Raw genomic sequence first — 22,961 nt, forward strand, 5'->3', positions numbered from 1 at the left:
GCGAATTCCACACCCAACGTCGAAGAGCCCTCGATTAATAGGGTGCCACGCTCACGTTAGCACCACTGCCGATCAAGCGAACACGCTGGCCCGCTTGGAATTGGCGATCCGCACGCTGAACAACAACCACGTCGGTGCCGTCATCACGACGAATTTCCATCTCCAACGCATTAACTCGGTTAGTCGCATCTTCAGCGGCCGTACCTGCCACCGCACCGCCCAGGGCGCCTGCCACTGTAGCCAATTGACGACCTGAACCGCCACCTACCTGGTTGCCTAAAAGGCCACCAATAACCGCACCGCCACCGCTACCTAAAAGACCTCCTGCACGGCTTTCTGCTTGAATCTGCACTGGGCGAACCGCCACGATAGTGCCATAAGTAACGCTTTGGCTTGTTTTAGCCTGGTTACCACTGTAGACATCGCCAGAGTAGCCTGATGTGTTGGCACAGCCTGCCAGCGTGAGAATGCTCAGTGCGGCAATAGGGAGAAGAAGACGTTTCATTAAAACCTCCAGAGTGTCTATTTTTATAACTGTCATCCATTGGCCTGTTATCCATATAGCGTTCATAACTGGGCAGGCACAGGGTAGATATAGTTATAGAACAGTGTTCGTTAAAGATAGCCGATGCTAATGGCTTTGACCAGCGTTCATGAAAAAAGATCAAAGTTGGTAGAGCAGTCGCCAAAAAAGCTTAACCGAGAGTTTAACAGCGTATTAAGAAAACAGTGTGCAAATACGTATAACCAAGCAAAAACAGGAGGCCCGAAGGCCTCCTGTTGCAGGGGTACATAGTGAACTATGGCGCTGAAACCTGCTCATTAGCCAAACTGGTTCATGGTGTTGTCTTTGCCACCGGCTTTGAGCGCAGCATCGCCGTGGAAGAACTCTTTGTGGTCATCACCGATATTGGAGCCTGCCATATCCTGATGGCGAACGGTTGCAATCCCTTGGCGAATTTCCTGACGCTGTACGCCTTTCACGTAAGCCAACATACCTTCATCGCCGAAGTAGCCTTTCGCTAAGTTGTCGGTAGACAGAGCAGCCGTGTGGTAAGTCGGCAGCGTGATCAAATGGTGGAAGATGCCCGCTTCGCGAGACGAGTCGCGCTGGAAATTGCGTGTCCACTCATCGGCCAGCTGGCCAAGTTCGGTCTCGTCGTACTCCGCGCTCATCAGCTTATCACGCTGGTAAGCCGAAACGTCTTTACCCTCTTCCTGCCATGCATCGAACACCTGCTGGCGGAAGTTCAGCGTCCAGTTGAACGACGGAGAGTTGTTATAGACCAGTTTGGCATCCGGCACGACCTGGCGGATGCGGTTGACCATGCTGGCGATCTGACCAACATGGGGTTTTTCTGTTTCGATCCACAGTAGGTCGGCGCCGTTTTGTAGGCTGGTGATGCAGTCTAGTATAACGCGGTCTTCGCCGGTGCCGGGTTTGAATTGGTAGAGACCCGAAGCTAGGCGCTTGGGTTTAACCAGTTTGCCGTTCTGCTTGATGACCACATCACCGTTGTTGATATCGGCGGCATTTTCAATGACATCGCCGTCCAAAAAGTTGTTGTACTGGTCGCCGAGATCCCCTGGCTCGTTGGTAACGGCAATTTTTTGCGTCAAACCAGCGCCGAGTGAGTCGGTACGGGCGACGATAACGCCATCTTCAATGCCGAGTTCCAAAAAGGCGTAACGCACGGCGTTGATTTTGGCTAGGAAGTCCTCGTGGGGCACAGTAACTTTACCGTCCTGGTGGCCGCACTGCTTCTCATCAGAGACCTGGTTTTCCAACTGGATGCAGCAGGCGCCCGCTTGAATAAACTTCTTGGCTAACAGATAGGTGGCTTCTGCATTACCAAAGCCAGCGTCGATATCGGCAATAATCGGTACGATATGAGTTTCGTAGTTATCGATTTTACTGATCAGTTCCTGCTCTTTTGATTTGTCGCCAGCCTCTTTGGCTTCATCAAGGGCGCGGAACAAGTGGTTAAGCTCCCAGGCATCGGCTTGTTTTAGAAAGGTATAGAGCTCTTCGATCAGGTTCGCTACGGAGGTTTTTTCGTGCATTGACTGGTCGGGCAGCGGGCCGAACTCGGAGCGCAGTGCGGCAACCATCCAACCGGAAAGGTAGAGGTAGCTACGTTTGGTGGTGCCAAAGTGCTTCTTGATCGAGATTAGCTTCTGTTGACCAATGAAGCCGTGCCAGCAGCCTAGCGACTGAGTGTACTGTGCGGTATCGGCATCATAGGCGGCCATATCTTCGCGCATGATCTTGGCGGTGTAACGCGCAATATTCAGGCCGGTGTGAAAGCGGTTCTGTGCACGCATGCGAGCGGCGTACTCAGGTTTGATGGCTTCCCACTTGCCGCCTTGTGCTTCGCGTAGTTGGGCCATGGCTTTGATATCGTCGAGCAGTCCTGTCATGAGCTTATCCTCTTCGGTCGTGATCGTATTTTTCAAATCAGCACTTGCTTATGCTGCACCTGCGAAATGATGTTCAGGGTCATTGATTTTCGCGGTACTGTCTTTAAGCCAATCGTCTCTAAGCCAATCGTCTTGGAGCCCAGAGGCGCTAGTGCTAACAACATCTGATACAGCGTTGGAGGCTTGGTGAATCAGTCACGCTGCCTTGACGCTGCAATGCAATAACTATCCACGAGGATGGCGCCTTCAACAATTGACACTTGGGGGCAGAAGGCGTTGTAACCCGACGACAGGGAGGTGGAGGAAGGGAGGGTTTGTGTAGTCGTTTTTCGTCAAGATGGCGGCAAGAGCGCATAAAAAAGCACTGCCGAGGCAGTGCTAGAGATCAATCAATAGGGCTTGTTAAGCGAGCGAAAGCGTCATTTCTCGATGAGGGATGCCCGCATCCAGAAACTCATCGCCATGAGCGATGAAGCCTAGACGCTCATAGAACGCCAGTGCGTGCACCTGGGCACTCAGGGCCACTTGGGCGTGGCCCGCATGGCGTGCCGCTTCAATCGCGGCCTGCATCAGCAGTACACCAATACCGGTGCCGCGGGCGCTAGCGAGTACGGCGACGCGGCCTATATGCCCGTCGGGCAGCAGTCGTGCGGTGCCTACCGGCTGCTGATCAAGCATGGCGAGAAAGTGTTGGCACGCCGGATCCAGGCCATCCCACTCCTCGTCCTGAGGCACGCCCTGCTCTTCAATAAATACCTTGCGGCGGATCTCGCTGGCAGTCGGGCTCAGCGTTTCCCAACTGCCAGTACTAATGTGGGTAATCGCCATTAATACTCCTCGTCATCCTCACTTTCATCGCCCATAAAACCGAGGCTGCCGGTGTTGACCAACTGGGTGATGAGCGCTGCGGCACCGTCAAGCTCAAGGTCTTCGGCGTAGAGTGGGGTGGTATCGGCTAGGCGTTTGGCTAATTCAGTTGAACAGGCGTGGCCGTCGCCATCGACAAACAGTGTGGTACCGCTGGCATCGCGGCGCCAGGCAAAGCGTGAGCCGGGCATATGGTAAAGTGGCTCGCCCTCTTGTAGTTGAGCAACAAGCGCTGCTTCGGTTAGCGGTGTTTCAAGTGGCACTACTTGATCCACATACTTGGGCTGGGTCATCACCCGGCCAAACCACTGGGCAACTTGGGTCGGGTTGTCCAGTGTCGACATAATCAATTGACGCATACGCTCAACGGCGGCGTCGTCCAGTTCACCGACCTGCTGAACAGGCGCCATGCCCGCATCGCTGTAACGCTGAGAGGCAGGCAACTGCTCGCCCAAATAGTCGGCGTAGGAGGTGATCGCCTCATCGGCAGAAGGAGCGCGAAAGCCAACTGAAATGGTCATGCAGTCATCGCTCTGGCTAACGCCGTGATGCGCCCAGCCAGGAGGGAGATAAAGCATGTCGCCGGGGTCAAGCACCCAGTCGGAGTCGGGCTCTACGGTGAATTCTTTCAGGATGCGGAGATCGATACCTTGGATGATCGGTGCATCTTCCGTGAGCTTGCCGCCCAACTGCCAGCGGCGATGGCCGCTGGCCTGGAGTAAAAAGACATCGTACTGATCGATATGCGCGCCCACATTTCCGCCAGGAGGCGCGTAGCTGATCATCACGTCATCGAGCCGCCAACGAGGTAGGAAGTCAAACTCATTCATTAGCGCAGCCACCGATGGAACATAGTGGTCAACCGCTTGCACCAGAAGGCTCCAGTTGTTTTCCGGGAGCCGTTCAAAGGTGGCTTCATCGAAGGGGCCGTGGGAGACCTGCCAAGGGCCATCCGGGCCCTCCTCTTCAACCAAACGCGCTTCTACGCCAGGTTCGCAGGCGAGTCCAGCCAGCTCATCGGCTTCAATCGGGCTAATGAAGTCGGGCATTGCGCCACGAATCAGCAGCGGCTTTTGCTGCCAATAATTGGCCAGAAAGTCTGCAGCGGTAAGATCGCCCAGCAATGTTAGTGGCTTATCGTGATGGTTCATGGCGTGTCCTGGTGTGGTGGTAGCAACGTTGGTCACAGCAAGTTGGTCACAACAAATGGGTTACAGAGAGTTTAACTGATGTGTCAGTGCTTCGGCTTGCGCCTGGGCATTACCAATATAGTTGGCCGGTGAGAGCGCCTTCAATTCGGTTTTGACCTCGCTGGGCAGTTCAAGGGTATCAATAAACGCCGCAAAGCCTGCTTGGTCAATACGTTTGCCACGAGTCAGTTGCTTGAGTTTTTCATAGGGCTTTTCAATACCGTAGCGGCGCATCACCGTTTGAATCGGCTCGGCGAGCACTTCCCAGCTGTTATCCAGATCAGCGTCTAAACGCTCCGGGTTGGCTTCAAGCTTGCTGATACCTTTTAGGCTGGCGTGGTAAGCAATCAACCCATATGCCAGGCCTACGCCAAGGTTACGCAGCACGGTGGAGTCAGTCAGGTCGCGCTGCCAGCGGGATATCGGCAGCTTTTGCGCAAGGTGGCTAAGCACAGCGTTGGCCAGGCCCAAGTTGCCCTCGGAGTTCTCGAAGTCAATCGGGTTCACTTTATGCGGCATAGTGGAAGATCCAATTTCGCCCTCAACCGTGCGCTGCTTAAAGTAGCCCAGTGAGATATAGCCCCATACGTCGCGATCGAAGTCGATCAGGATCGTATTGAAGCGGCAAATGGCGTCAAACAGTTCGGCGATGTAGTCGTGAGGCTCGATCTGGGTGGTATAGGGGTTGAACGTTAGCCCCAAGCCTTCCACAAAGGTGCGCGCATTGGCTTCCCAGTCGATCTCCGGGTAGGTAGTCAGGTGGGCGTTATAGTTACCCACAGCGCCATTGATTTTGCCGAGCACTTCCACCGCTTCGATCTGCTTAAGCTGGCGCTTAAGGCGGTACGCCACGTTGGCCATCTCTTTGCCCAGCGTGGTCGGGGTGGCGGTTTGACCGTGAGTACGCGACAGCATCGGCTGGGCGGCGTGGGCAATGGCTAGCTTGGCAATGTCATCGGCCACCTCGTGCATGGTGGACAGCATGGCGTTCAGGCCGTCGCTGAGCATTACGCCGTAAGAGAGGTTGTTGATATCTTCGCTGGTGCAGGCAAAGTGAATGAACTCGGTCACTGCGTGGAGCTCGGCCTGACCTGCGATCTTCTCTTTGAGAAAATACTCCACTGCTTTGACGTCGTGGTTGGTGGTGCGCTCGATCTCTTTGATACGCTCGGCATCTTCGAGTGAAAACTCACGAATCAATTGCTCAAGAAAGGCAGTCGCTTCAGCGGAGAGGGGCGGTACTTCGACAATTTTCGTATGCTCAGCCAGACGCTGTAGCCAGCGGACTTCCACAATCACACGGGCACGAATCAGGCCGAATTCACTGAAGTGTTCGCGCAGGGCGGCGGCTTTAGAGGCGTAGCGGCCGTCGACGGGGGAGAGGGCGGTCAAAGCGGAGAGTTGCATGGCATCGTTTCCAGGAGGTTCGAAAGAAAATTAGTCGAGAGTAAGTTAATTGAGAAGACGTCGATCTAGAGCAGAGTAGTCGTCTAGCTGAGGTTATCCAGTGCCCGGCGTAGCGCTTTACGCTGGAATACCAGTTTCCAGCGGCGCCCGCCTTGCTGGTGCCACAATAATCCAAAGCGAATCCCGGCCATTAAGCAAGCGCGCACACGCTCAGGCATCATGCGGCTTTGCAGCAGTGATGGATCCCCTTGCACCACAATGCGGGTTTTAAAGGTAGATATCGTCTCTTGGTACGCTTCCCCAAGACTGGCAACCACGTTTTCATGGGTAGTGCCAAAGTGTTCGGCCTGCCCCTGAATGCGGGTTAATTTTTGGCCCAGTGAATCCATCATGTCGTTATTGGTACGCAGCTTATTCATTAGCATCAGCAGCGAAAAACCGTAGCGCAACACCACCGGATTCGCCTGCTTACGCCCCACCAGAGCTTCTAAGGTATCCAGGCCGCGGCGCAGATTATTGGGGTGCCCGCCATAAATCGCCTCGAAGCTTTCCGGGTTAGTATCCACGGTGGCCTCAATCAGTGTTTCCCAGGCGCGGGTGTCGACCTGCCCGGTGCGGGCCAGCTCATCGACCAGGCTGGCGGCTTGAAAGACACCAGCAAGGGCAAGTGCTTGGCGGGCTGCCGGAGAGTCGGGGGCGCGATGAATCGGGGTGGTAGGATTCATGCAGCAGCCTCCGCGGCTTTCTTCCAGGTAGCGCGAATAACGCCGCCGCCCAAGCAAATGTCGCCATCGTAAAGCACCAGCGACTGGCCAGGGGTGACCGCCCACTGGGGGTCGTCAAACGTGACCTCAACGCCACCGTCGGGCAGCGCGCGCATTTCACAGCCGCAGTCGCTTTGCCGATAGCGCGTCTTGGCGGTAAAGCGCCCCTGCTGAACCGGCGGCTCTCCCGCCACCCAATCCATGGCCTCTGTGGCCAAGGTGTCGGAGTAGAGCCGTTGGTCATGCTTGCCCTGCACCGCGATCAGTACATTGCGATCAAGATCTTTTGCCGCCACGTACCAGGGGTCTTCAGAGTAGTTGGCAAGCCCGCCAATGCCTAGACCCTGGCGCTGGCCCAGGGTGTAGTACATTAGCCCCATATGTTTGCCGATGACAACGCCATCCGGCGTTTCAATGGTACCGGGCTGGGCGGGCAGGTACTGCTGGAGGAAATCGCGAAACCGGCGCTCGCCGATAAAGCAGATGCCGGTGGAGTCTTTTTTCTTAGCGGTGATCAAATCGTGCTGTTCTGCAAGCGCGCGTACGGCGGGTTTTTCCAGCTCACCTATGGGGAACAGGGTACGAGCAATCGCGGCTTCTGGCACTGCATGCAGGAAGTAGCTTTGATCTTTATTGCCATCCAGGCCTTTCAGCAGGCGCGGGCGAACATCGCTATCCCCTTGGCGCACATTCCCTTTGCGAACATAGTGCCCGGTGGCGATTTTGTCGGCTCCGAGCATTTCAGCGTACTCAAGGAAGACCTTAAATTTGATCTCCCGGTTACACAGAATATCCGGGTTGGGCGTGCGGCCCGCTTTGTATTCGGCTAAAAAGTGCTCGAATACGTTATCCCAATACTCGGCGGCAAAATTAGCGGTGTGCAGTTTAATGCCCAGTTTGGCGCAGACCGCCTCGGCGTCGGCGAGATCCTCTTTGGCCGTGCAATATTCGGTGCCGTCGTCTTCATCCCAGTTTTTCATAAACAGGCCTTCGACCTCGTAGCCTTGTTGCATGAGGAGAAGGGCCGATACGGACGAGTCGACGCCGCCGGACATACCGACAATCACTTTGCCATTAGCGGCTGTGGCGGATGACTCAGTGGTGGATGAGCCTGGCGTAGTTGGTTCAGTGGATGACATGGGCATCCTCAGTTGAAGTAGGGTGCAAATAAGCAGTGTGCAGTTGGGCGAGGATTATACACGATGGGGGGTAATGGCTTCGAGTGCTTCACTCGCGAATCACCGACAGGGGATAGCAAGGCCCGCTGAGTGCATCCTCGATACGTTTGAGTACCAGCGGGCTGCGTAGGAGCGCCTGCTGATCTAGCGACCGTATTTGCTCAATGGTAAGCCAGTGGGTGGCAAAAATATCCGGGTCGAGGGGGAGGTCGAGTTGATGAAGCGGCGCGGCAATAAAGCCGTGGCTGTGAAACGTTTGCCCTTCGTCGGTATGAAATACGTATAAACCTAGATATCCGGTGAGCGATACCTGCCAAGCAGTCTCTTCCATTACCTCGCGCAGAATGGCCGCTATGGGGCCTTCGCCGGGTTCAATATGCCCAGCGGGCTGGTTAAACACACTCTGCGGGCCACCACGCTGTTCTTCTACCATCAAAAAGCGCTCGCCTTGCTGGATGACGCAGGCAGCCGTGCTGCGAATAAGGCTCATCAGGGTTTCCTGCGTTTTGTGGTGGGCCGCCTACGCTGATCTTTTTGCGGAGCTATTCGTTGCTGACGTGGGGGCGTATTCGTCGGTCTGGGCGCGTGTAGGGTTTCTTTGCGCCATTCGCCAGGTGCCAAACCATCCAGCCGCCAGGGGCCGATCGCTACGCGAATCAGGCGCAGGGTAGGGTAGCCTACATGGGCAGTCATACGGCGAACCTGGCGGTTACGGCCTTCGCTTATGGTTAGCTCCAGCCAGCTAGTAGAGGGGTGGCGTTGGGGGTCGATGGGTGGGTGGCGTGGTGCGGTCGTAGGCGGATCTATTCTGTGCGCCTTGGCCGGCTGCGTTGGGCCATCTTTCAGCGCAATGCCTTGGCGCAATGCCTCCAACGCCGTGTCATCGATTTGCCCTTCCACCTGGGCCCAGTAGGTTTTGGGCTGCTTATGGCGCGGATGAGAAATACGGTGAATCAGCTCGCCATCATCGCTGAGCAACAGTAGGCCTTCAGAGTCGTAGTCAAGCCGTCCTGCGGGGTAAATATCTTTCACATCGACATAGTGTGCAAGGGTTTGCCGCCCCTCACGGTCACTGAATTGGCTCAGTACCTTGAAAGGCTTATGCAGTAAATAAAGGTTGCTCATGACTTCTCGTTGCCCTTTTTACTTTCTATTCGCTCTCAGGAATGGGTATGTCGACAATGCGCACGGCGGGCAGCGCTGGTATACTCCGGCTACCTGATGGGGCGCCCATCGTTGAGCTCGCGCTCCGCTCAAGATTTCTTGCCATCGCAGCGAAAAGAGAGAGGTTAACGCAAAAATGACCAAAACGCCGAAGATCATCTATACGCTCACTGACGAAGCGCCCGCACTCGCGACGCACTCCCTACTGCCGATTATCGATGCCTTTACCGATTCTGCCGGCATTCAGGTAGAGACCCGCGATATTTCCCTGGCCGCTCGCATCATTGCTCAGTTCCCTGACTATCTGAGCGAAGAGCAACGGATCGGCGATCACCTGGCGGAGCTTGGCGAACTGACCAAGACCCCAGAAGCTAACATTATCAAATTGCCCAATATTAGCGCCTCTCTGCCTCAGCTAAAGGCGGTGATTAAAGAGTTGCAGCAGCAGGGTTACAAACTTCCTGACTACCCTGAAGCGCCCCAGAGCGATGAAGAGAAAGACATTCAGGCGCGCTACGACAAAACTAAAGGCAGCGCCGTTAACCCGGTGCTGCGTGAAGGTAACTCTGATCGCCGCGCTCCGCTGTCGGTCAAGAATTACGCCCGCAAATATCCCCACCGCATGGGTGAGTGGAGCAGCGACTCCAAGTCCCATGTGGCGCATATGAGCGAAGGCGATTTTTACGGCAGTGAGAAGTCAGCGCTGATTGAAAAAGCCACTGATCTTAAGATCGAGCTGGTCGCTAACGACGGCAGCACGACGGTGCTCAAGCAGAAAACCTCGGTACTTGAAGGCGAAGTCGTCGACGCTGCGGTCATGAGCCGTAACGCGCTGCGTCGTTTTGTGGCCGACGAAGTCGCGGACGCAAAAGCCAAAGACGTGCTGTTCTCGCTGCACCTTAAAGCGACCATGATGAAGGTCTCTGACCCGATCATGTTCGGTATGGTGGTCAGCGAGTTTTATCAGGACGTGCTAAATAAACACGCTGATGAGCTCCAGCAGGCCGGCTTCGACCCCAATAACGGTATCGGCGATCTCTATTCGGCCATTAAGTCACTGCCGGAAGAGCACCAGACCCAGATTGAGGATGAGGTTCAAGCACTTTATGCCGAGCGCCCGCGTTTGGCGATGGTGAACTCCCATAAAGGGATCACCAACCTGCACGTGCCCAGCGATGTGATTATCGATGCTTCCATGCCGGCGATGATCCGCGATTCCGGTAAAATGTGGGGCGCCGACGACCAACTGCACGACGTCAAAGCCGTCATTCCTGATCGTTGCTATGCCGGTATCTATCAAACGGTCATCGACGATTGCAAACAGCACGGTGCCTTTGATCCGACGACTATGGGTAGCGTACCCAACGTAGGCTTGATGGCCCAGAAAGCCGAAGAATACGGCTCACACGATAAGACCTTCCAGATTCCTACCGACGGTACCGTACGCGTCACCGATACCAGCGGCAATGTAGTGCTTGAGCACAGCGTTGAGCAGGGCGACATTTGGCGGATGTGCCAAACCAAGGATGCTCCGGTCCGCGATTGGGTGAAGTTGGCGGTTAATCGTGCCCGCGAAAGCGGAACGCCTGCTATCTTCTGGCTGGATGCCCAGCGTGCCCACGATGCTCAACTGATCAAGAAAGTCGAGAGCTACTTAAAAGAGCATGATACCGCTGGCCTGGATATTCGTATCATGACGCCAGAAGAGGCCATGCGCTTCTCTCTGGAGCGTATTCGCAAGGGCGAAGACACTATCTCCGTCACCGGTAACGTACTGCGTGACTATCTGACTGACCTGTTCCCGATTATGGAGCTCGGCACCAGCGCCAAGATGCTCTCAATCGTACCGTTGATGAATGGCGGTGGTCTGTTTGAGACCGGCGCTGGCGGTTCTGCTCCCAAGCACGTTCAGCAGTTGCTGGAAGAGAATCATCTGCGCTGGGACTCGCTGGGCGAGTTTTTGGCCTTGGCGGCATCTCTTGAACACCTGGGTAGCACCTTCGATAACGCTCGGGCAAAAATGCTGGCCAAAGCGCTTGATCAGGCGAACGGCAAGTTCCTAGATAGCAACAAGTCGCCGTCGCGCAAAGTGGGTGAGCTGGACAATCGCGGCAGCCACTTTTATTTGGCGCTATACTGGGCTGAAGCGTTGGCAGAGCAGAGCGAAGATAGCGAAATGCAGACGCTGTTCAAACGTCTGGCTGACGCGCTAACGGCCAAAGAAGCGACCATTGTCGATGAGTTGAGCAGCGTTCAGGGCCAGCCTGCCGATATTGGTGGCTACTTCCACCCGGATCACGAGCAGACGGCTAAGGTGATGCGCCCCAGCCAGACTCTCAACGAAACGCTTGCCATGGTCGCAAAAAGCTAATAGAGCCCGCCTGTGATTAGGCTGAATAACCCCCGTCCGCTTGGCGGGCGGGGGTTTTGCATTGCGCTCGCTTTTGCGCGCTGTAATATTTTAAGTTTTCCATGAACCCTTGCTGATCGAAAGCGTCTTACGTTTAGGCTAATAAGCTATAGTAGTTAAGAAACTACAGTAGTGAATTGGCGATGTGAGGTCTGATAAACGCTTCCATCGGTCAGTGTCGAGACAACCAACCGTGCAGCTTATGCCCAACCAAGATAGTTCATACTTGACCGTGTTACCCGTAAAAGCGGGGACGACGCGGCCGGATATGCCCGATGAAGATGATGATATAGCGGTACAGTCAGCAGAACCGGCGCTGGCGCAACCACCGCTTTATAAGGTGGTGCTTCACAACGACGATTACACGCCGATGGAATTTGTCATTGAAGTGCTGCAAGATTTTTTTAACATGGACAGCGAGACGGCCGTTCAGGTCATGCTCGCCGTACATACCCAAGGAAAGGGCACTTGTGGCGTGTTTACGCGTGATATAGCCGAAACAAAAAGCTATCAGGTAAATGAATATGCCCGTGAGTGTGAGCACCCGTTGATAAGTGATATAGAGGCCGCCAATTAAAAGCGTTGAGAAATAATTGGTGGTGAGGCTTGCAACCGTGCCATTTGTACCCGATGTTGAGAGTGCCGGTCGACTAAATTGATCCGACGCAAGCCCTAGGTGGCGACACGCCCTAGGTAGTAGCGAAAAGGGGACTGCCATGCTGAGCAAAGAACTTGAAATGACCCTGAACACGGCCTTCACCGTGGCGCGTTCAAAGCGCCATGAGTTTATGACCGTTGAGCACCTACTGCTAGCGTTGCTAGATAATGCCTCAGCGGTAGACGTACTGAAGGCCTGCGGGGCTAACCTCGACAAGCTGCGGTCCGATCTGCAGGATTTTATTAACTCGACTACGCCATTGATTCCAGAAGGCCAGGGTGATCGTGAGACCCAGCCCACGCTTGGTTTTCAGCGTGTTTTACAACGGGCAGTCTTCCATGTTCAGTCATCTGGCAAAAGCGAAGTGTCCGGTGCCAATGTGTTGGTAGCGATTTTCTCCGAGCAGGAGAGTCAGGCGGTATACTTCCTTAAGCAGCAGAGCGTGGCGCGGGTCGATGCAGTCAACTACATCGCCCATGGTATCTCCAAAGTGGCCGGTCACGGGCCGTCTCCCTCGCCTGCTTCACCTGAGAGTGAAGATGCGGAGGAGGGTGGCAATGAGGGTGCTGCGCATCCGCTCACTGGCTACGCTACCAATCTCAATGAACAGGCACGGCTGGGTAAAATTGATCCGCTGATTGGCCGCGAACACGAGCTTGAGCGCGTGGTGCAAATTCTGGCCCGTCGGCGCAAAAACAACCCGTTGTTAGTCGGTGAGGCGGGGGTAGGTAAAACCGCAGTGGCCGAAGGCCTTGCCAAGCGTATCGTCGAAGAAGACGTTCCCGATGTTATTGCCGATGCAGTGGTCTACTCGCTGGACATGGGCGCGCTACTGGCCGGTACCAAGTACCGTGGTGATTTTGAAAAACGCCTAAAGAGCCTGCTGAGCGAACTACGCAAGCAGCCTAACGCTGTGCTATTCATTGATGAGATTCACACGGTGATTGGTGCAGGTGCCGCGTCTGGTGGCGTGATGGATGCGTCCAATCTACTCAAGCCGCTGCTCTCTTCGGGCGAATTGCGCTGCATTGGTTCGACTACGTTCCAGGAGTTCCGCGGCATCTTTGAGAAAGATCGTGCTCTGGCGCGGCGCTTCCAGAAGGTGGATGTGATGGCGCCGTCTGTGGAAGACACCATCAAAATCCTCAAAGGGTTGCGTTCACGCTTTGAAGAGCACCACGAACTTAAGTATACCGATGGCGCGCTTGAAAGTGCCGCACGCTTAGCGGATCGCTACATCAATGATCGCTTCCTGCCCGACAAAGCGATTGACGTGATTGACGAGGCAGGGGCTCACCAGCGTCTATTGCCGCCAGAAGTGCGCGCCAAGACGATCGATGTCGAGCAAGTGGAAGCCGTGGTAGCGTCCATTGCACGTATCCCACCGAAGAGCGTTTCAAGCTCCGACCGCAAGCTGCTAGAGAAGCTGGATCGTGACCTGAAGATGCTGGTGTTCGGTCAGGACGAGGCGATTGATAGTCTCTCTGCTGCTATCAAGCTGTCCCGGGCCGGGCTTAAATCTCCCGATAAGCCCGTCGGTAGCTTCCTGTTTGCAGGCCCCACCGGTGTGGGTAAAACCGAAGTGGCCAAGCAGCTTGCGCATATCATGGGCATTGAACTGGTGCGCTTTGATATGTCCGAGTATATGGAGCGCCATACCGTATCGCGCCTGATTGGTGCGCCTCCGGGCTACGTCGGTTACGACCAGGGGGGGCTACTGACCGAAGCGGTGACCAAGCAGCCGCACTGCGTGTTGTTGTTGGATGAGATTGAGAAAGCTCACCCGGAAGTCTTTAACCTGCTGCTGCAGGTCATGGATCATGGCCGCTTAACGGACAATAACGGGCGTGAAGCGGACTTCCGTCACGTTATCGTGATTATGACCTCTAACGCTGGTGCGGAGCAGGCGTCGCGTCGCTCCATTGGCTTCCAGCACCAGGATCACTCCACCGATGCCATGGAAGTGATTCGCCGCACCTTCTCACCGGAGTTCCGCAACCGTCTGGACGGTATTATTCAGTTCCACTCGCTGCCGGTCTCGGTGGTACGCAATGTGGTCGACAAGTTCTTGATCGAACTACAGGCGCAGTTGGATGAGAAGCGTGTTCAGCTGGATGTGGACGACATGGCGCGGGATTGGCTGGCCGATCAGGGCTACGATCCTGACATGGGTGCACGCCCAATGGCGCGCCTCATACAAGAGAAGCTGAAGAAGCCATTAGCCGAAATGATACTGTTCGGAGAATTGGCTGATCAGGGCGGTATTGTCCATGTCAGCCTGGAGGAGGGCGAGTTGCGCCTTTCCACAGAGACTGAGATGGCAGATGCGCCCTGAAAAGGGCGCTAAGCCGCGCTAAAAAGCTATCTTTCTAATACTCATGCTATATGCATCAAAACGCAGCGCCCTGTCATCGACGGGGCGTTGTCGTTTTTAGTGAACCACCATTGACGCTGATCGGCGCTGTCGTTAAAAGGACAGTCTAGCTGGAACAGTTAAAGTCAGCCGAACGCGTTAATGGTGTAACGACTTAGCGCGAGCGGTAAACGATACGGCCTTTAGACAGGTCGTAAGGTGTCAGCTCAACTTTTACCTTGTCGCCGGTCAGAATGCGGATATAGTTTTTGCGCATTTTGCCGGAGATATGAGCGGTAACAACGTGACCGTTTTCCAGCTCAACCCGAAACATGGTGTTCGGAAGGGTATCGACGATAACGCCTTCCATTTCAATATGATCTTCGCGTGCCATATAGGCATGTCCTCACTGATGAGTTAGTAATGTCATTATCGGTTAGAATTTGAGTGCCGCTAGGTGGGGGCGCTCAAAACAGCGCTATATTGTGCCGTAAGCCCGCCGTCAAGGCAAAAAAGCTTACATGTTTAGCGAATTAACGGCCGCCAGTGGCGCCCATCAAGTATTTCCAACGGCGCAAAAGCCTGCTTGTAGCGCATCTTACGGCACTCTTCGATCCAATACCCTAAATAAAGGTGCGGCAGCGCTTTTTCGCGGCTGAGCTCGATGAGCTGAAGAATGGCAAAAGTGCCTAGTGAGCGCTTATCCAGAGCCTCGCTAACGGCAAAAAAGGTGTAGATTGCCGAGAGCCCATGCTCCAACTGGTCGAATGCAGCCACACCAACCAGCTCTTCGTCGAGGTACATCTCCATTAGATGGGCATAGGGCTCATCAAGGGTAAGAAAGGTGCGGTACTGCTCGCGGCTGGGCGGGAACATATCGCCGTCAGCATGGCGCTGACGAATATAATTCGCGTAAAGCGAGTAGTGGGTAGATGCAAAATGAGCAGGCACAATGCGGACGCTTATATCGGCATTGCGGCGCCAAATTTTTCGTTGAGTGCGGTTAGGTGCAAACTGTTCAACCGGAATACGCACCGAGCGGCAGGCGTTGCATCCCTCACAGTGAGGGCGGTAAAGATGGCGCCCACTGCGACGAAACCCTAGCAGTGCCAGCGAGTCATAGACTCCTGGAACAGGCGACTCCTGAGGGTCGAGAAACAGCGTTGTCGCCTCCCTGCCGGGTAAATAGCTACAGGCATGCGGCACAGTAAGGAAAAAGCGCAAATCCCGCACCGGCCGACGCGGAGTGTTACTACTCACGGCCTGCCTCCTCGTTGTAAAAAAATGGTTGGAACAGAATAAGTTCGTCACTATGGTTCATCACTACGCATTACCCTCGGTGGCAATCGCCTTAAGCCAGAGCGATGCAGGAACAGTGGGTGTTTCAGTGGGTGACGTGGTAAACGTAAATGCCTTATCGGGTAACCAGCTTTTAAGATAGTTGATGAATGCTTCGCGAGCGACTGTAATAGCGCCCAGGCTTGCCAGATGAGGCGTGTGCATTTGGCAGTCGATGAGTTTTCCGCCATGTTCGCGCATGGCCCTGGCGAGATGGGCCAGCGCTACCTTCGAAGCATCCGGGGCGCGGGAGAACATCGACTCGCCAAAAAATACCGGCCCCATGGCAATGCCATACAGCCCGCCCACCAATTGGCCATGTTGATGAACTTCGATGCTATGAGCAATGCCTAGAGCGTGCAGCAGTCCGTAGGCCTCGCGCATTTCGTCGGTAATCCAGGTGCCCGCCTCTTCACCACGCGGGGCGGCGCAGGCTTGAATCACCTGATCGAAGTGTTGATCCAGGGTGATATGAAAGCCACCATGGCGTAATCGTTTGGTGAGGCTACGACGCTGCTTAAATTGCTCAGGTAGGAGTATCATGCGCGGGTCTGGACTCCACCACAGAATGGGGTCGTCGTCGCTGAACCAGGGAAATATGCCCTGCCGATAGGCTTCTACCAGCCAAGCGGGCGAGAGCTCCCCTCCGGCGGCCAGCAGGCCATTGGGGGAGGCCAGCGCTTGGGAGGTAGTTGGAAAATTAGGATGTAGCGAGGAAAGCCAAGGTAGCATTACTTGCTCCTGTTACGACGTTCTTGTACTGAGCGCTTTACGATAGCCTCTGTGACGGCGGAAGGATGCTCGGTATCATGCAAACTCGCAAGTGGATTAAAGACGCCATTGAGGTGTAAAGGGAGAGTCGCTTGAAAGTGAATAAAGCAGTAAACAAGCGAACGCAGCGTAGCGCGCGTCAAACACCATCATCGGCTTCTTCTGCGCGCGTTAACGCCGCAAAGGATAAGGCTCGTCGTTTTGGCCTGCGCTTACAAGGCTCCGTGCGCGAAGGCGTAGTGGTGATCCTGCTGGCGCTGTGTGTTTTCTTATTATTAGCACTATTTAGTTACCAGCCCTCTGACCCAGGCTGGTCTTATCAGGGCCCTGAGACAGATGTGGGTAACTGGATGGGGCAGGTTGGCGCTTGGTTGGCCGATGTTCTCTACTCACTGCTTGGCGCCAGCGCTTTGTGGTGGCCGGGTATGTTCGGCTTTGCCGCCTGGTGGTTGATTCGCTCACGCCAGGTACGTTTTGAACTCGACCCGGTGGCAATTGCTGTCCATGCGGGTGGCTTAGTGCTACTTATTTTCGGCACTACCATGTTGGGGGCGCTGCACTTTTATAACCCTGAGAGCATGCTGCCCTATGCCTCCGGCGGTATTTTGGGCGAAGGTTTGGTCGGTGCGTTAAGGCCTTTAGTGGGGAGTGGTGGCGTTGGTTTAATCGCTGCGGCGTTAATTTTAAGCGGCTTTCCGCTGTTTAGCGGTATGTCGTGGTTGCAAGTGGCTGATGAGCTCGGCAAGCGTATATGTCGGCTGGGTAGCTGGTTATCAGCACGTCGCCAAGCGCGTCGTATGCGCGCTGCTCAGCGAGCGGCTGCTCAAGCTGCCAAAACTGCGGCCAAGCCTCAAGTAGCGCCTGAAGCTAAATCTCAAGAAGCGAAGTCTCAAGAAGCTAAATCTGAAGCTGCACCAGCTGGGATAAAGCCTGCGGCAGAGCCAGTAGGCAAAAGCCCAAGTGGCCGCGAACGCCGTGAGCCAGGCTTCTCTGTACCACTTTCCAGTAGTGAGGCGAACAGCTCTTCAAAGAGCAATGCGTCAGAAGCGAGTCCTTCAAATAGCAACGCAACCACGGATACTTCGATTCCCTGGGAAGCCGCAGCGTTTTCAAGTAATAAGCATGTGCCTGCTAAAACACCTGCGCCTATCTCTTCGACACCCACCGCGGAGCCGACGGTTTCAGCGCCTGCAGCAGCCCCCTCGGCGCCGCGGGAAAATGCCTTTGTCCAGGCTGAGGTAACGTCAGTAGCGCCCGAGGCTCAAGCACCTGCGTCAGATGATGAGCCCAAGGAAGCCGAGGCGTCCTTTCCGCTGCGTGCTACTCGTCAAGAAGAGCCCCCGGCGCCTGCCAGGAGTAACTTCTTTGTCAGCGACGATGCGCCCGCCGAGAAAGAACCTATTCACGACGCGCCCGTTGAACGACGCAGTGAGCCATCACTCACCGCTGATCCCAGCAGCAGCCAAGCTGAACCGCGTGTTGGTGAGCCACATATCGGTGAAACTGATACTGCCTGGAGCCCTGAGCGCGTCACTGCGCCTGAACCTGCACGTAAACCTGAACGTGTAGCTGAGGTGGTGCCTGAGCCGGTGTGGGACGATGAAGAGATGGATGATGAGCTGTATGCCCAAGGCCGCGATGGAGGAGCGCACTCAACGACTACTCCATCGTCCACGCCAACCCCGGCAGCTCGCCAAGAACCCAGTTTCGCGCCCGAAGAGAGCACACCAGAGGCGGATGAAGGCCCCGCCCTGTGGACCGTGGAGCATTTGCAGAGCCAGCGGCCTGCTTTTGAAACTCTGGACGAGCCTGAGGGCGACGTGCCGAGCTTGCAGCTGTTGACACCTGCAGAGCCGTATCAGCCCAATTATAGTGACGAGCAGTTGGCCGATATGGCTGAACTGCTTGAAGTGCGGCTGCGCGAATACGGTGTGAAAGCTGAAGTGGTGGATACCTGGCCTGGGCCAGTGATTACCCGCTTTGAGATCAAGCCCGCCGCGGGCGTCAAAGTGTCTAAAATCAGTAACCTCGCCAAAGACCTGGCGCGCTCTCTTATGGTTAAAAGCGTGCGAGTGGTCGAGGTTATTCCTGGGCGTCCCACGGTGGGTATTGAAATACCTAATCCCAACCGGGCCATGATTCGCCTACGCGAAGTTATCGACTCCGACCGTTACCAGCAGGAGACGTCCCCACTTACCATGGCACTAGGCCAAGATATTGGCGGCAGCCCAGTGGTCGCCAACCTGGGCAAGATGCCCCACTTGCTAGTAGCCGGTACCACCGGGTCAGGTAAGTCGGTGGGCGTTAACGCCATGCTGATCTCAATGCTGCTTAAAGCGAAGCCCAGTGAACTAAAGCTGATCATGGTCGACCCGAAAATGTTGGAGCTGTCGGTATATGACGGCATTCCTCATTTGCTGGCGCCAGTGGTTACCGATATGAAAGAGGCGGCCAACAGCCTACGCTGGTGCGTGGCCGAGATGGAGCGCCGCTACAAGCTAATGGCGGCCATGGGCGTGCGCAACATCGCGGGCTTCAATGGCCGCTTGGATGAAGCGGAGCGCGCCGGTGCCCAAGTGGCAGACCCGCTCTGGGAACCGCAGCCCTGGGAAGTGCATCAGCCGCATCCCGTGCTGGAGAAACTGCCCTACATCGTCGTGGTGATCGACGAGTTTGCCGATATGTTTATGATCGTTGGCAAAAAAGTCGAAGAGCTGATTGCGCGCTTGGCGCAAAAGGCGCGTGCCGCAGGTATCCATTTGATTCTGGCTACCCAGCGCCCCTCGGTGGACGTCGTGACTGGCTTGATCAAAGCCAACATCCCTTCGCGGATGGCGTTTCAGGTCTCATCCAGAATCGATTCGCGCACCATTTTGGATCAGGGCGGCGCTGAAAGCCTGTTGGGCCACGGTGACATGCTCTATCTACCCGCAGGTTCCGGGCCACCTAACCGCATCCACGGTGCCTTTGTGGACGACGACGAAGTACACCGCGTGGTCGATGACTGGAAGCGCCGTGGAGCACCCGAGTATATCGAAGAGATTCTTTCTGGTGGCGTATCCGCCGATGCCTTAACGGGTCTTGAGGCCGAGGGTGTGGATGGCGACGATGCGGAGCAGGATGCGCTCTACGATGAAGCCGTGCAGTTTGTCACTGAAACGCGCAAAGCCTCGATTTCCGCCGTGCAGCGTCGCTTTAAAATTGGCTATAACCGGGCTGCGCGCTTAGTTGAGGCCATGGAGGGCGCCGGTGTGGTGACCTCTATGGGCTCTAACGGTGCCCGGGAAGTGCTTGCCCCGCCTCCGGTGGGCCACTAACCGCTTGATGAAAGCCACAATTATGCAATAAGCGTGAAAGTAGCGCCGTGGGTGAAACCCTGCGGCGTTTTTCTCGTCTGATTGTTACGTTTCTGAGTTAGCCATGGCCGGTTAAGCCGACCTCACTGCTTGATTTTTGAGCAATAGTTTTGAGCAACAGTTATCTGGCAACGGTTGCCTAGGGAGATCATATGCGCGATACGCATACAAAACGTCCGTCATCAATAGGTGCGCCACAACTGGCATTTGCGGCTAGCGCCTTGGGGTTAACCTTTGGTGCTCCCGCTTGGGCAGATGATGCTGCCGAGCGTTTGACTGAACGGCTGGATCCGCTTGAGCGTTATCAAGCGGCTTTTGAGCAGCAAATTCTTGATGGCAGCGGGGAGCGCCTCCAAAGCGCGCGTGGTGAGATGTGGCTGTCTCGCCCCGGTATGCTGCGTTGGGAAGTGGAAGCGCCTTACTCTCAAACCGTGGTCTCTGACGGCGATGATGTGTATATGTACGATCCCGACCTTGAACAAGTCACCGTTCAAGAGATGGACGATCGAGTAACCCATACCCCTGCGTTACTGCTGTCGGGAAGCGTGGACGATTTAACCGAAAGCTATGAGGTGTTCTACGAGCAGGACGGGGGAGAAGATGTCTTTACCCTAGTGCCTATCTCTGCCGATACGCTGTTCGAAGAACTAAGCATGGTGTTCGATGCCGATACGCTAACCGAGCTGTGGATGATGGACAGTACCGGCCAGCGCACCGCCATTACCTTTAGCAATATTACCCTCAATGGCGAAATTGCTGCGGACATGTTTGATTTCGAAATTCCCGAAGGCACCGATGTTATTCGTGAAGAGCTTTAATGCTGAAGGGGGAGTGGTAAAGAGTAAGTGGTAAGTTGTTGATTGGAGATTCGTCGTTAGGTAATAACCATCAGGCGCCTTAGGGCGCCTGATCTGCTTGCTGGTCAAGATTTTCCCGCCACGCCATGATTTCCCCAAAGCGCTTCTCCTGACCAAAGGCACTTGGCTTGAAGAAGGTGGCTTTAGGCAGTTCCTCAGGCCAGCAGTCGTGGGCGCTTCCCGCCGGGTAGCCGTCTGGCTCATTGTGGGCATAGCGATAGCCTTCACCATGACCCAACTGCTCCATCAGCTTAGTGGGCGCGTTGCGCAGGTACGTCGGCACCTCAACCTGAGGCTGCTGGTGTACGTACTGCTTGGCTTCACTCCAGGCGCGGTCAATGCGGTTACTCTTGGGCGCCACTGCTAAATGAATCGCCGCGTGGGCAATTGCCCGCTGGCCTTCGTAATCGCCCAGGCGTAAATAAGCATCCCAGGCGGCAATCACCAGCGGTAGCGCGCGAGGGTCAGCATTACCGACGTCTTCTGAGGCAATCGCGGTCAGTCTGCGCACTACGTCCAACGGGTCGCCGCCGCCCTGCATAAAGCGGGCCATATACAGCAATGCCGCGTTGGGGCGTGAAGAGCGTATCGACTTATGAATGGCCGAAAGTAGGTCGTAATAAGCGTCACCCTGCTTATCGAAGGCGCTGGCCTGGTGGCCGATCACATCGGCGAGCACCTCTTTATGCAGCACTTCGCCGTTCGCTTCCTCAGTAGCGAAATCGCAGGCGGTTTCCAGTAATCCCAGCGCCCGCCGTGCGTCGCCAGCGCTAGCGTGGGCCAGAGCGTTTAATACTTCGTCATCAACCTGAATGTCACGCTTGCCCAGCCCACGTTCTACGTCGCTGAGTGCCTGGCGCATCACCGTGATCAGTTCCTCATGGGTAAGCGATTTCAGCACATACACCCGCGCACGGGATAGCAACGCCGAGTTGACTTCGAAGGAGGGATTTTCGGTGGTGGCACCAATCAGCGTTAACAGGCCCGACTCCACGTGGGGCAATAATGCGTCCTGTTGGCTCTTGTTGAGGCGATGAATCTCATCTAAAAAGAGGATAACCGTGGAGGACATCTGTTGGGCCCGCTCTACCACAGCGCGAATCTCTTTTACTCCGGCCATCACCGCGCTGAGGTGCTCCAGATGGGCCTGGGAGGCCCGGGCCAACAGCTCTGCCAGCGTGGTTTTGCCAACCCCTGGCGGCCCCCACAAAATCATTGAGCGCACTACGCCTGACTCCACCATACGACGTAGAGGTTTATCTGGCCCCACCAGCGCTTGCTGGCCCACGTAATCGTCCAATTGGCGTGGCCGCATACGAAAGGCTAACGGAGCATCGTCAGCCGGTGTCGCCTGAGCGCTATCAAAAAGATCCATGTAAGCTTCCGTTATAAATCAGTACGTTGAGCAACAAATTGCCAACAAGTATAGGTGGTAAACCGCGCTTTAGAGAACTACCTTAGGCGTAACCTATCAGAAAGATACACTTGCTAGGATAGCTTGAGAGGGGCATTGTTTATGATAACTGTTGTTGATAACCCCCGTTAGTTACGACACGCTCAGGTTACGATATGTTTTAGCGATAAAACATGTTTGTTACCACGCGCTTATTATCGCATGCCGTCAATCACTCAGGCTCGACGGTAGGCATGACACAATAAAAGGAGACAGTTCGATGTTAAACCAACTGCGTCTAGATCATGCCAACATGGCGAGACTACTCCATGTGCTGCAGCTTAAGCATAAAACTCTTGCCCAGGGTGAGCGGCCCAACTTCCAGCTTATGCGCGAGGTCGTCGACTATATTTTGTCCTATATGGATGGTTTTGCAGCACCCCTAGAGCGGGTCTGCGTGGAGCGATTGCAAACCCAGGCCCCAGAGCACATTGCCCTTACTGAGCAGATGGCGAATGACTATCGTGAGCTAAAGCCGCGCTTACAGCGCCTCTCCAACGACATTGACATGGTGTTAATGGATAACATCATTCCGATGGATCGCTTTGCCGATGACTTAAAAGATTATTTGGAAGCGCATCGTGCCTATTTGCGTCACGAACGCGAGGGCCTGTTCCCGCTGATTGATCAGCACTTTAGCCAGGAAGATATGGATGAGCTGCGTCAGGCGCTCCCAGAAGGCGCTGAGAAAGAGCTGGAACGTCTACAGGACGCTTATCCCGAGCTATACGCTGAACTGCGTGGTGCTGACGTACCTGTGATATAGCGCTAGCG

19 protein-coding genes are annotated in these 22,961 nt (G+C 55.2%); 6 read left to right on the plus strand and 13 right to left on the minus strand.

Translation table 11 applies throughout. The features are described 5' to 3' along the window. Window positions 1-34 precede the first annotated feature (34 nt). From HZU72_RS19075 to HZU72_RS19115, 9 genes are all read right to left on the minus strand, one after another. Entirely contained in the window at window positions 35-505 is a 471-nt protein-coding gene (locus tag HZU72_RS19075; protein ID WP_180094975.1) for an outer membrane lipoprotein, read from the minus strand. A 317-nt stretch (window positions 506-822) separates the two neighbouring features. Then, window positions 823-2,421: an isocitrate lyase gene (locus tag HZU72_RS19080; RefSeq protein WP_180094978.1), complete on the minus strand. Its 1,599-nt coding sequence runs from the start codon at window positions 2,419-2,421 to the stop codon at window positions 823-825. A gap of 402 nt (window positions 2,422-2,823) precedes the next feature. Further along, window positions 2,824-3,249 (minus strand): GNAT family N-acetyltransferase, encoded by a 426-nt coding sequence (locus tag HZU72_RS19085; protein WP_180094980.1) that lies wholly within the window; start codon window positions 3,247-3,249, stop codon window positions 2,824-2,826. After that, window positions 3,249-4,439 carry a cupin domain-containing protein gene (locus tag HZU72_RS19090; protein WP_180094982.1) on the minus strand — a complete coding sequence of 397 codons (1,191 nt, stop codon included), beginning with the start codon at window positions 4,437-4,439 and terminating at the stop codon, window positions 3,249-3,251. The genes HZU72_RS19085 and HZU72_RS19090 overlap by 1 nt, the downstream gene beginning before the upstream one ends. Window positions 4,440-4,499: 60 nt before the next feature. Further along, on the minus strand, window positions 4,500-5,885 hold the full coding sequence (gene purB, locus HZU72_RS19095) for an adenylosuccinate lyase (protein WP_180094984.1): 1,386 nt from the start codon (window positions 5,883-5,885) through the stop codon (window positions 4,500-4,502). Between the two features lie 83 nt (window positions 5,886-5,968). Continuing rightward, window positions 5,969-6,610 carry a high frequency lysogenization protein HflD gene (hflD, locus tag HZU72_RS19100; RefSeq protein WP_180094986.1) on the minus strand — a complete coding sequence of 214 codons (642 nt, stop codon included), beginning with the start codon at window positions 6,608-6,610 and terminating at the stop codon, window positions 5,969-5,971. Further along, window positions 6,607-7,794, minus strand: coding sequence for a tRNA 2-thiouridine(34) synthase MnmA (gene mnmA, locus HZU72_RS19105; protein ID WP_180094988.1), 1,188 nt, complete (start codon window positions 7,792-7,794; stop codon window positions 6,607-6,609). The genes hflD and mnmA overlap by 4 nt, the downstream gene beginning before the upstream one ends. An 82-nt stretch (window positions 7,795-7,876) precedes the next feature. Beyond that, window positions 7,877-8,317 carry an NUDIX hydrolase gene (locus HZU72_RS19110; protein WP_180094990.1) on the minus strand — a complete coding sequence of 147 codons (441 nt, stop codon included), beginning with the start codon at window positions 8,315-8,317 and terminating at the stop codon, window positions 7,877-7,879. Beyond that, complete coding sequence (locus HZU72_RS19115) at window positions 8,317-8,952, minus strand: pseudouridine synthase (protein WP_180094992.1); 636 nt, start codon at window positions 8,950-8,952, stop codon at window positions 8,317-8,319. Before HZU72_RS19115 ends, HZU72_RS19110 begins: the two co-directional genes overlap by 1 nt. 175 nt (window positions 8,953-9,127) lie before the next feature. Here HZU72_RS19115 and HZU72_RS19120 point away from each other — a divergent pair, with 175 nt between their 5' ends. The 3 genes from HZU72_RS19120 to clpA all read left to right on the plus strand — a co-directional run bounded on the left by HZU72_RS19120 (window position 9,128) and on the right by clpA (window position 14,394). Beyond that, window positions 9,128-11,362, plus strand: a complete 2,235-nt coding sequence (locus tag HZU72_RS19120; protein WP_180094994.1) for an NADP-dependent isocitrate dehydrogenase — start codon at window positions 9,128-9,130, stop codon at window positions 11,360-11,362. 307 nt (window positions 11,363-11,669) lie between these two features. Further along, window positions 11,670-11,978, plus strand: coding sequence for an ATP-dependent Clp protease adapter ClpS (gene clpS / locus HZU72_RS19125; protein ID WP_180094996.1), 309 nt, complete (start codon window positions 11,670-11,672; stop codon window positions 11,976-11,978). A 139-nt stretch (window positions 11,979-12,117) separates the two neighbouring features. Beyond that, window positions 12,118-14,394 (plus strand): ATP-dependent Clp protease ATP-binding subunit ClpA, encoded by a 2,277-nt coding sequence (clpA, locus tag HZU72_RS19130; protein ID WP_180094998.1) that lies wholly within the window; start codon window positions 12,118-12,120, stop codon window positions 14,392-14,394. Window positions 14,395-14,587: 193 nt separating this feature from the next. Here clpA and infA read toward each other — a convergent pair whose 3' ends face one another. The 3 genes from infA to aat all read right to left on the minus strand — a co-directional run bounded on the left by infA (window position 14,588) and on the right by aat (window position 16,482). Further along, a complete protein-coding gene (gene infA, locus HZU72_RS19135) occupies window positions 14,588-14,806 on the minus strand; it encodes a translation initiation factor IF-1 (protein ID WP_007111068.1) in 219 nt (72 codons plus the stop codon). Between the two features lie 131 nt (window positions 14,807-14,937). Beyond that, window positions 14,938-15,672: an arginyltransferase gene (locus tag HZU72_RS19140; protein ID WP_180095000.1), complete on the minus strand. Its 735-nt coding sequence runs from the start codon at window positions 15,670-15,672 to the stop codon at window positions 14,938-14,940. A 63-nt stretch (window positions 15,673-15,735) separates the two neighbouring features. Then, a complete protein-coding gene (aat, locus tag HZU72_RS19145; RefSeq protein ID WP_180095003.1) occupies window positions 15,736-16,482 on the minus strand; it encodes a leucyl/phenylalanyl-tRNA--protein transferase in 747 nt (248 codons plus the stop codon). A 131-nt stretch (window positions 16,483-16,613) separates the two neighbouring features. Between aat and HZU72_RS19150 the strand changes: the two genes are divergently transcribed. Together HZU72_RS19150 and lolA are read left to right on the plus strand one after the other, a co-directional pair. Beyond that, entirely contained in the window at window positions 16,614-19,838 is a 3,225-nt protein-coding gene (locus HZU72_RS19150; protein WP_180095005.1) for a DNA translocase FtsK, read from the plus strand. Between the two features lie 191 nt (window positions 19,839-20,029). Beyond that, on the plus strand, window positions 20,030-20,695 hold the full coding sequence (lolA, locus tag HZU72_RS19155) for an outer membrane lipoprotein periplasmic chaperone LolA (protein WP_180095008.1): 666 nt from the start codon (window positions 20,030-20,032) through the stop codon (window positions 20,693-20,695). 79 nt (window positions 20,696-20,774) lie between these two features. On the opposite strand, the gene HZU72_RS19160 is transcribed toward lolA, so the two are convergent. Continuing rightward, on the minus strand, window positions 20,775-22,109 hold the full coding sequence (locus HZU72_RS19160; RefSeq protein WP_180095010.1) for a replication-associated recombination protein A: 1,335 nt from the start codon (window positions 22,107-22,109) through the stop codon (window positions 20,775-20,777). 298 nt (window positions 22,110-22,407) lie between these two features. Between HZU72_RS19160 and HZU72_RS19165 the strand changes: the two genes are divergently transcribed. Further along, window positions 22,408-22,953, plus strand: coding sequence for a hemerythrin domain-containing protein (locus HZU72_RS19165; RefSeq protein ID WP_180095012.1), 546 nt, complete (start codon window positions 22,408-22,410; stop codon window positions 22,951-22,953). Window positions 22,954-22,961: the final 8 nt, after the last annotated feature.

Origin of the sequence: Vreelandella sedimenti (genome assembly GCF_013416325.1) — a bacterium.
GTDB classification, from domain to species: domain Bacteria; phylum Pseudomonadota; class Gammaproteobacteria; order Pseudomonadales; family Halomonadaceae; genus Vreelandella; species Vreelandella sedimenti.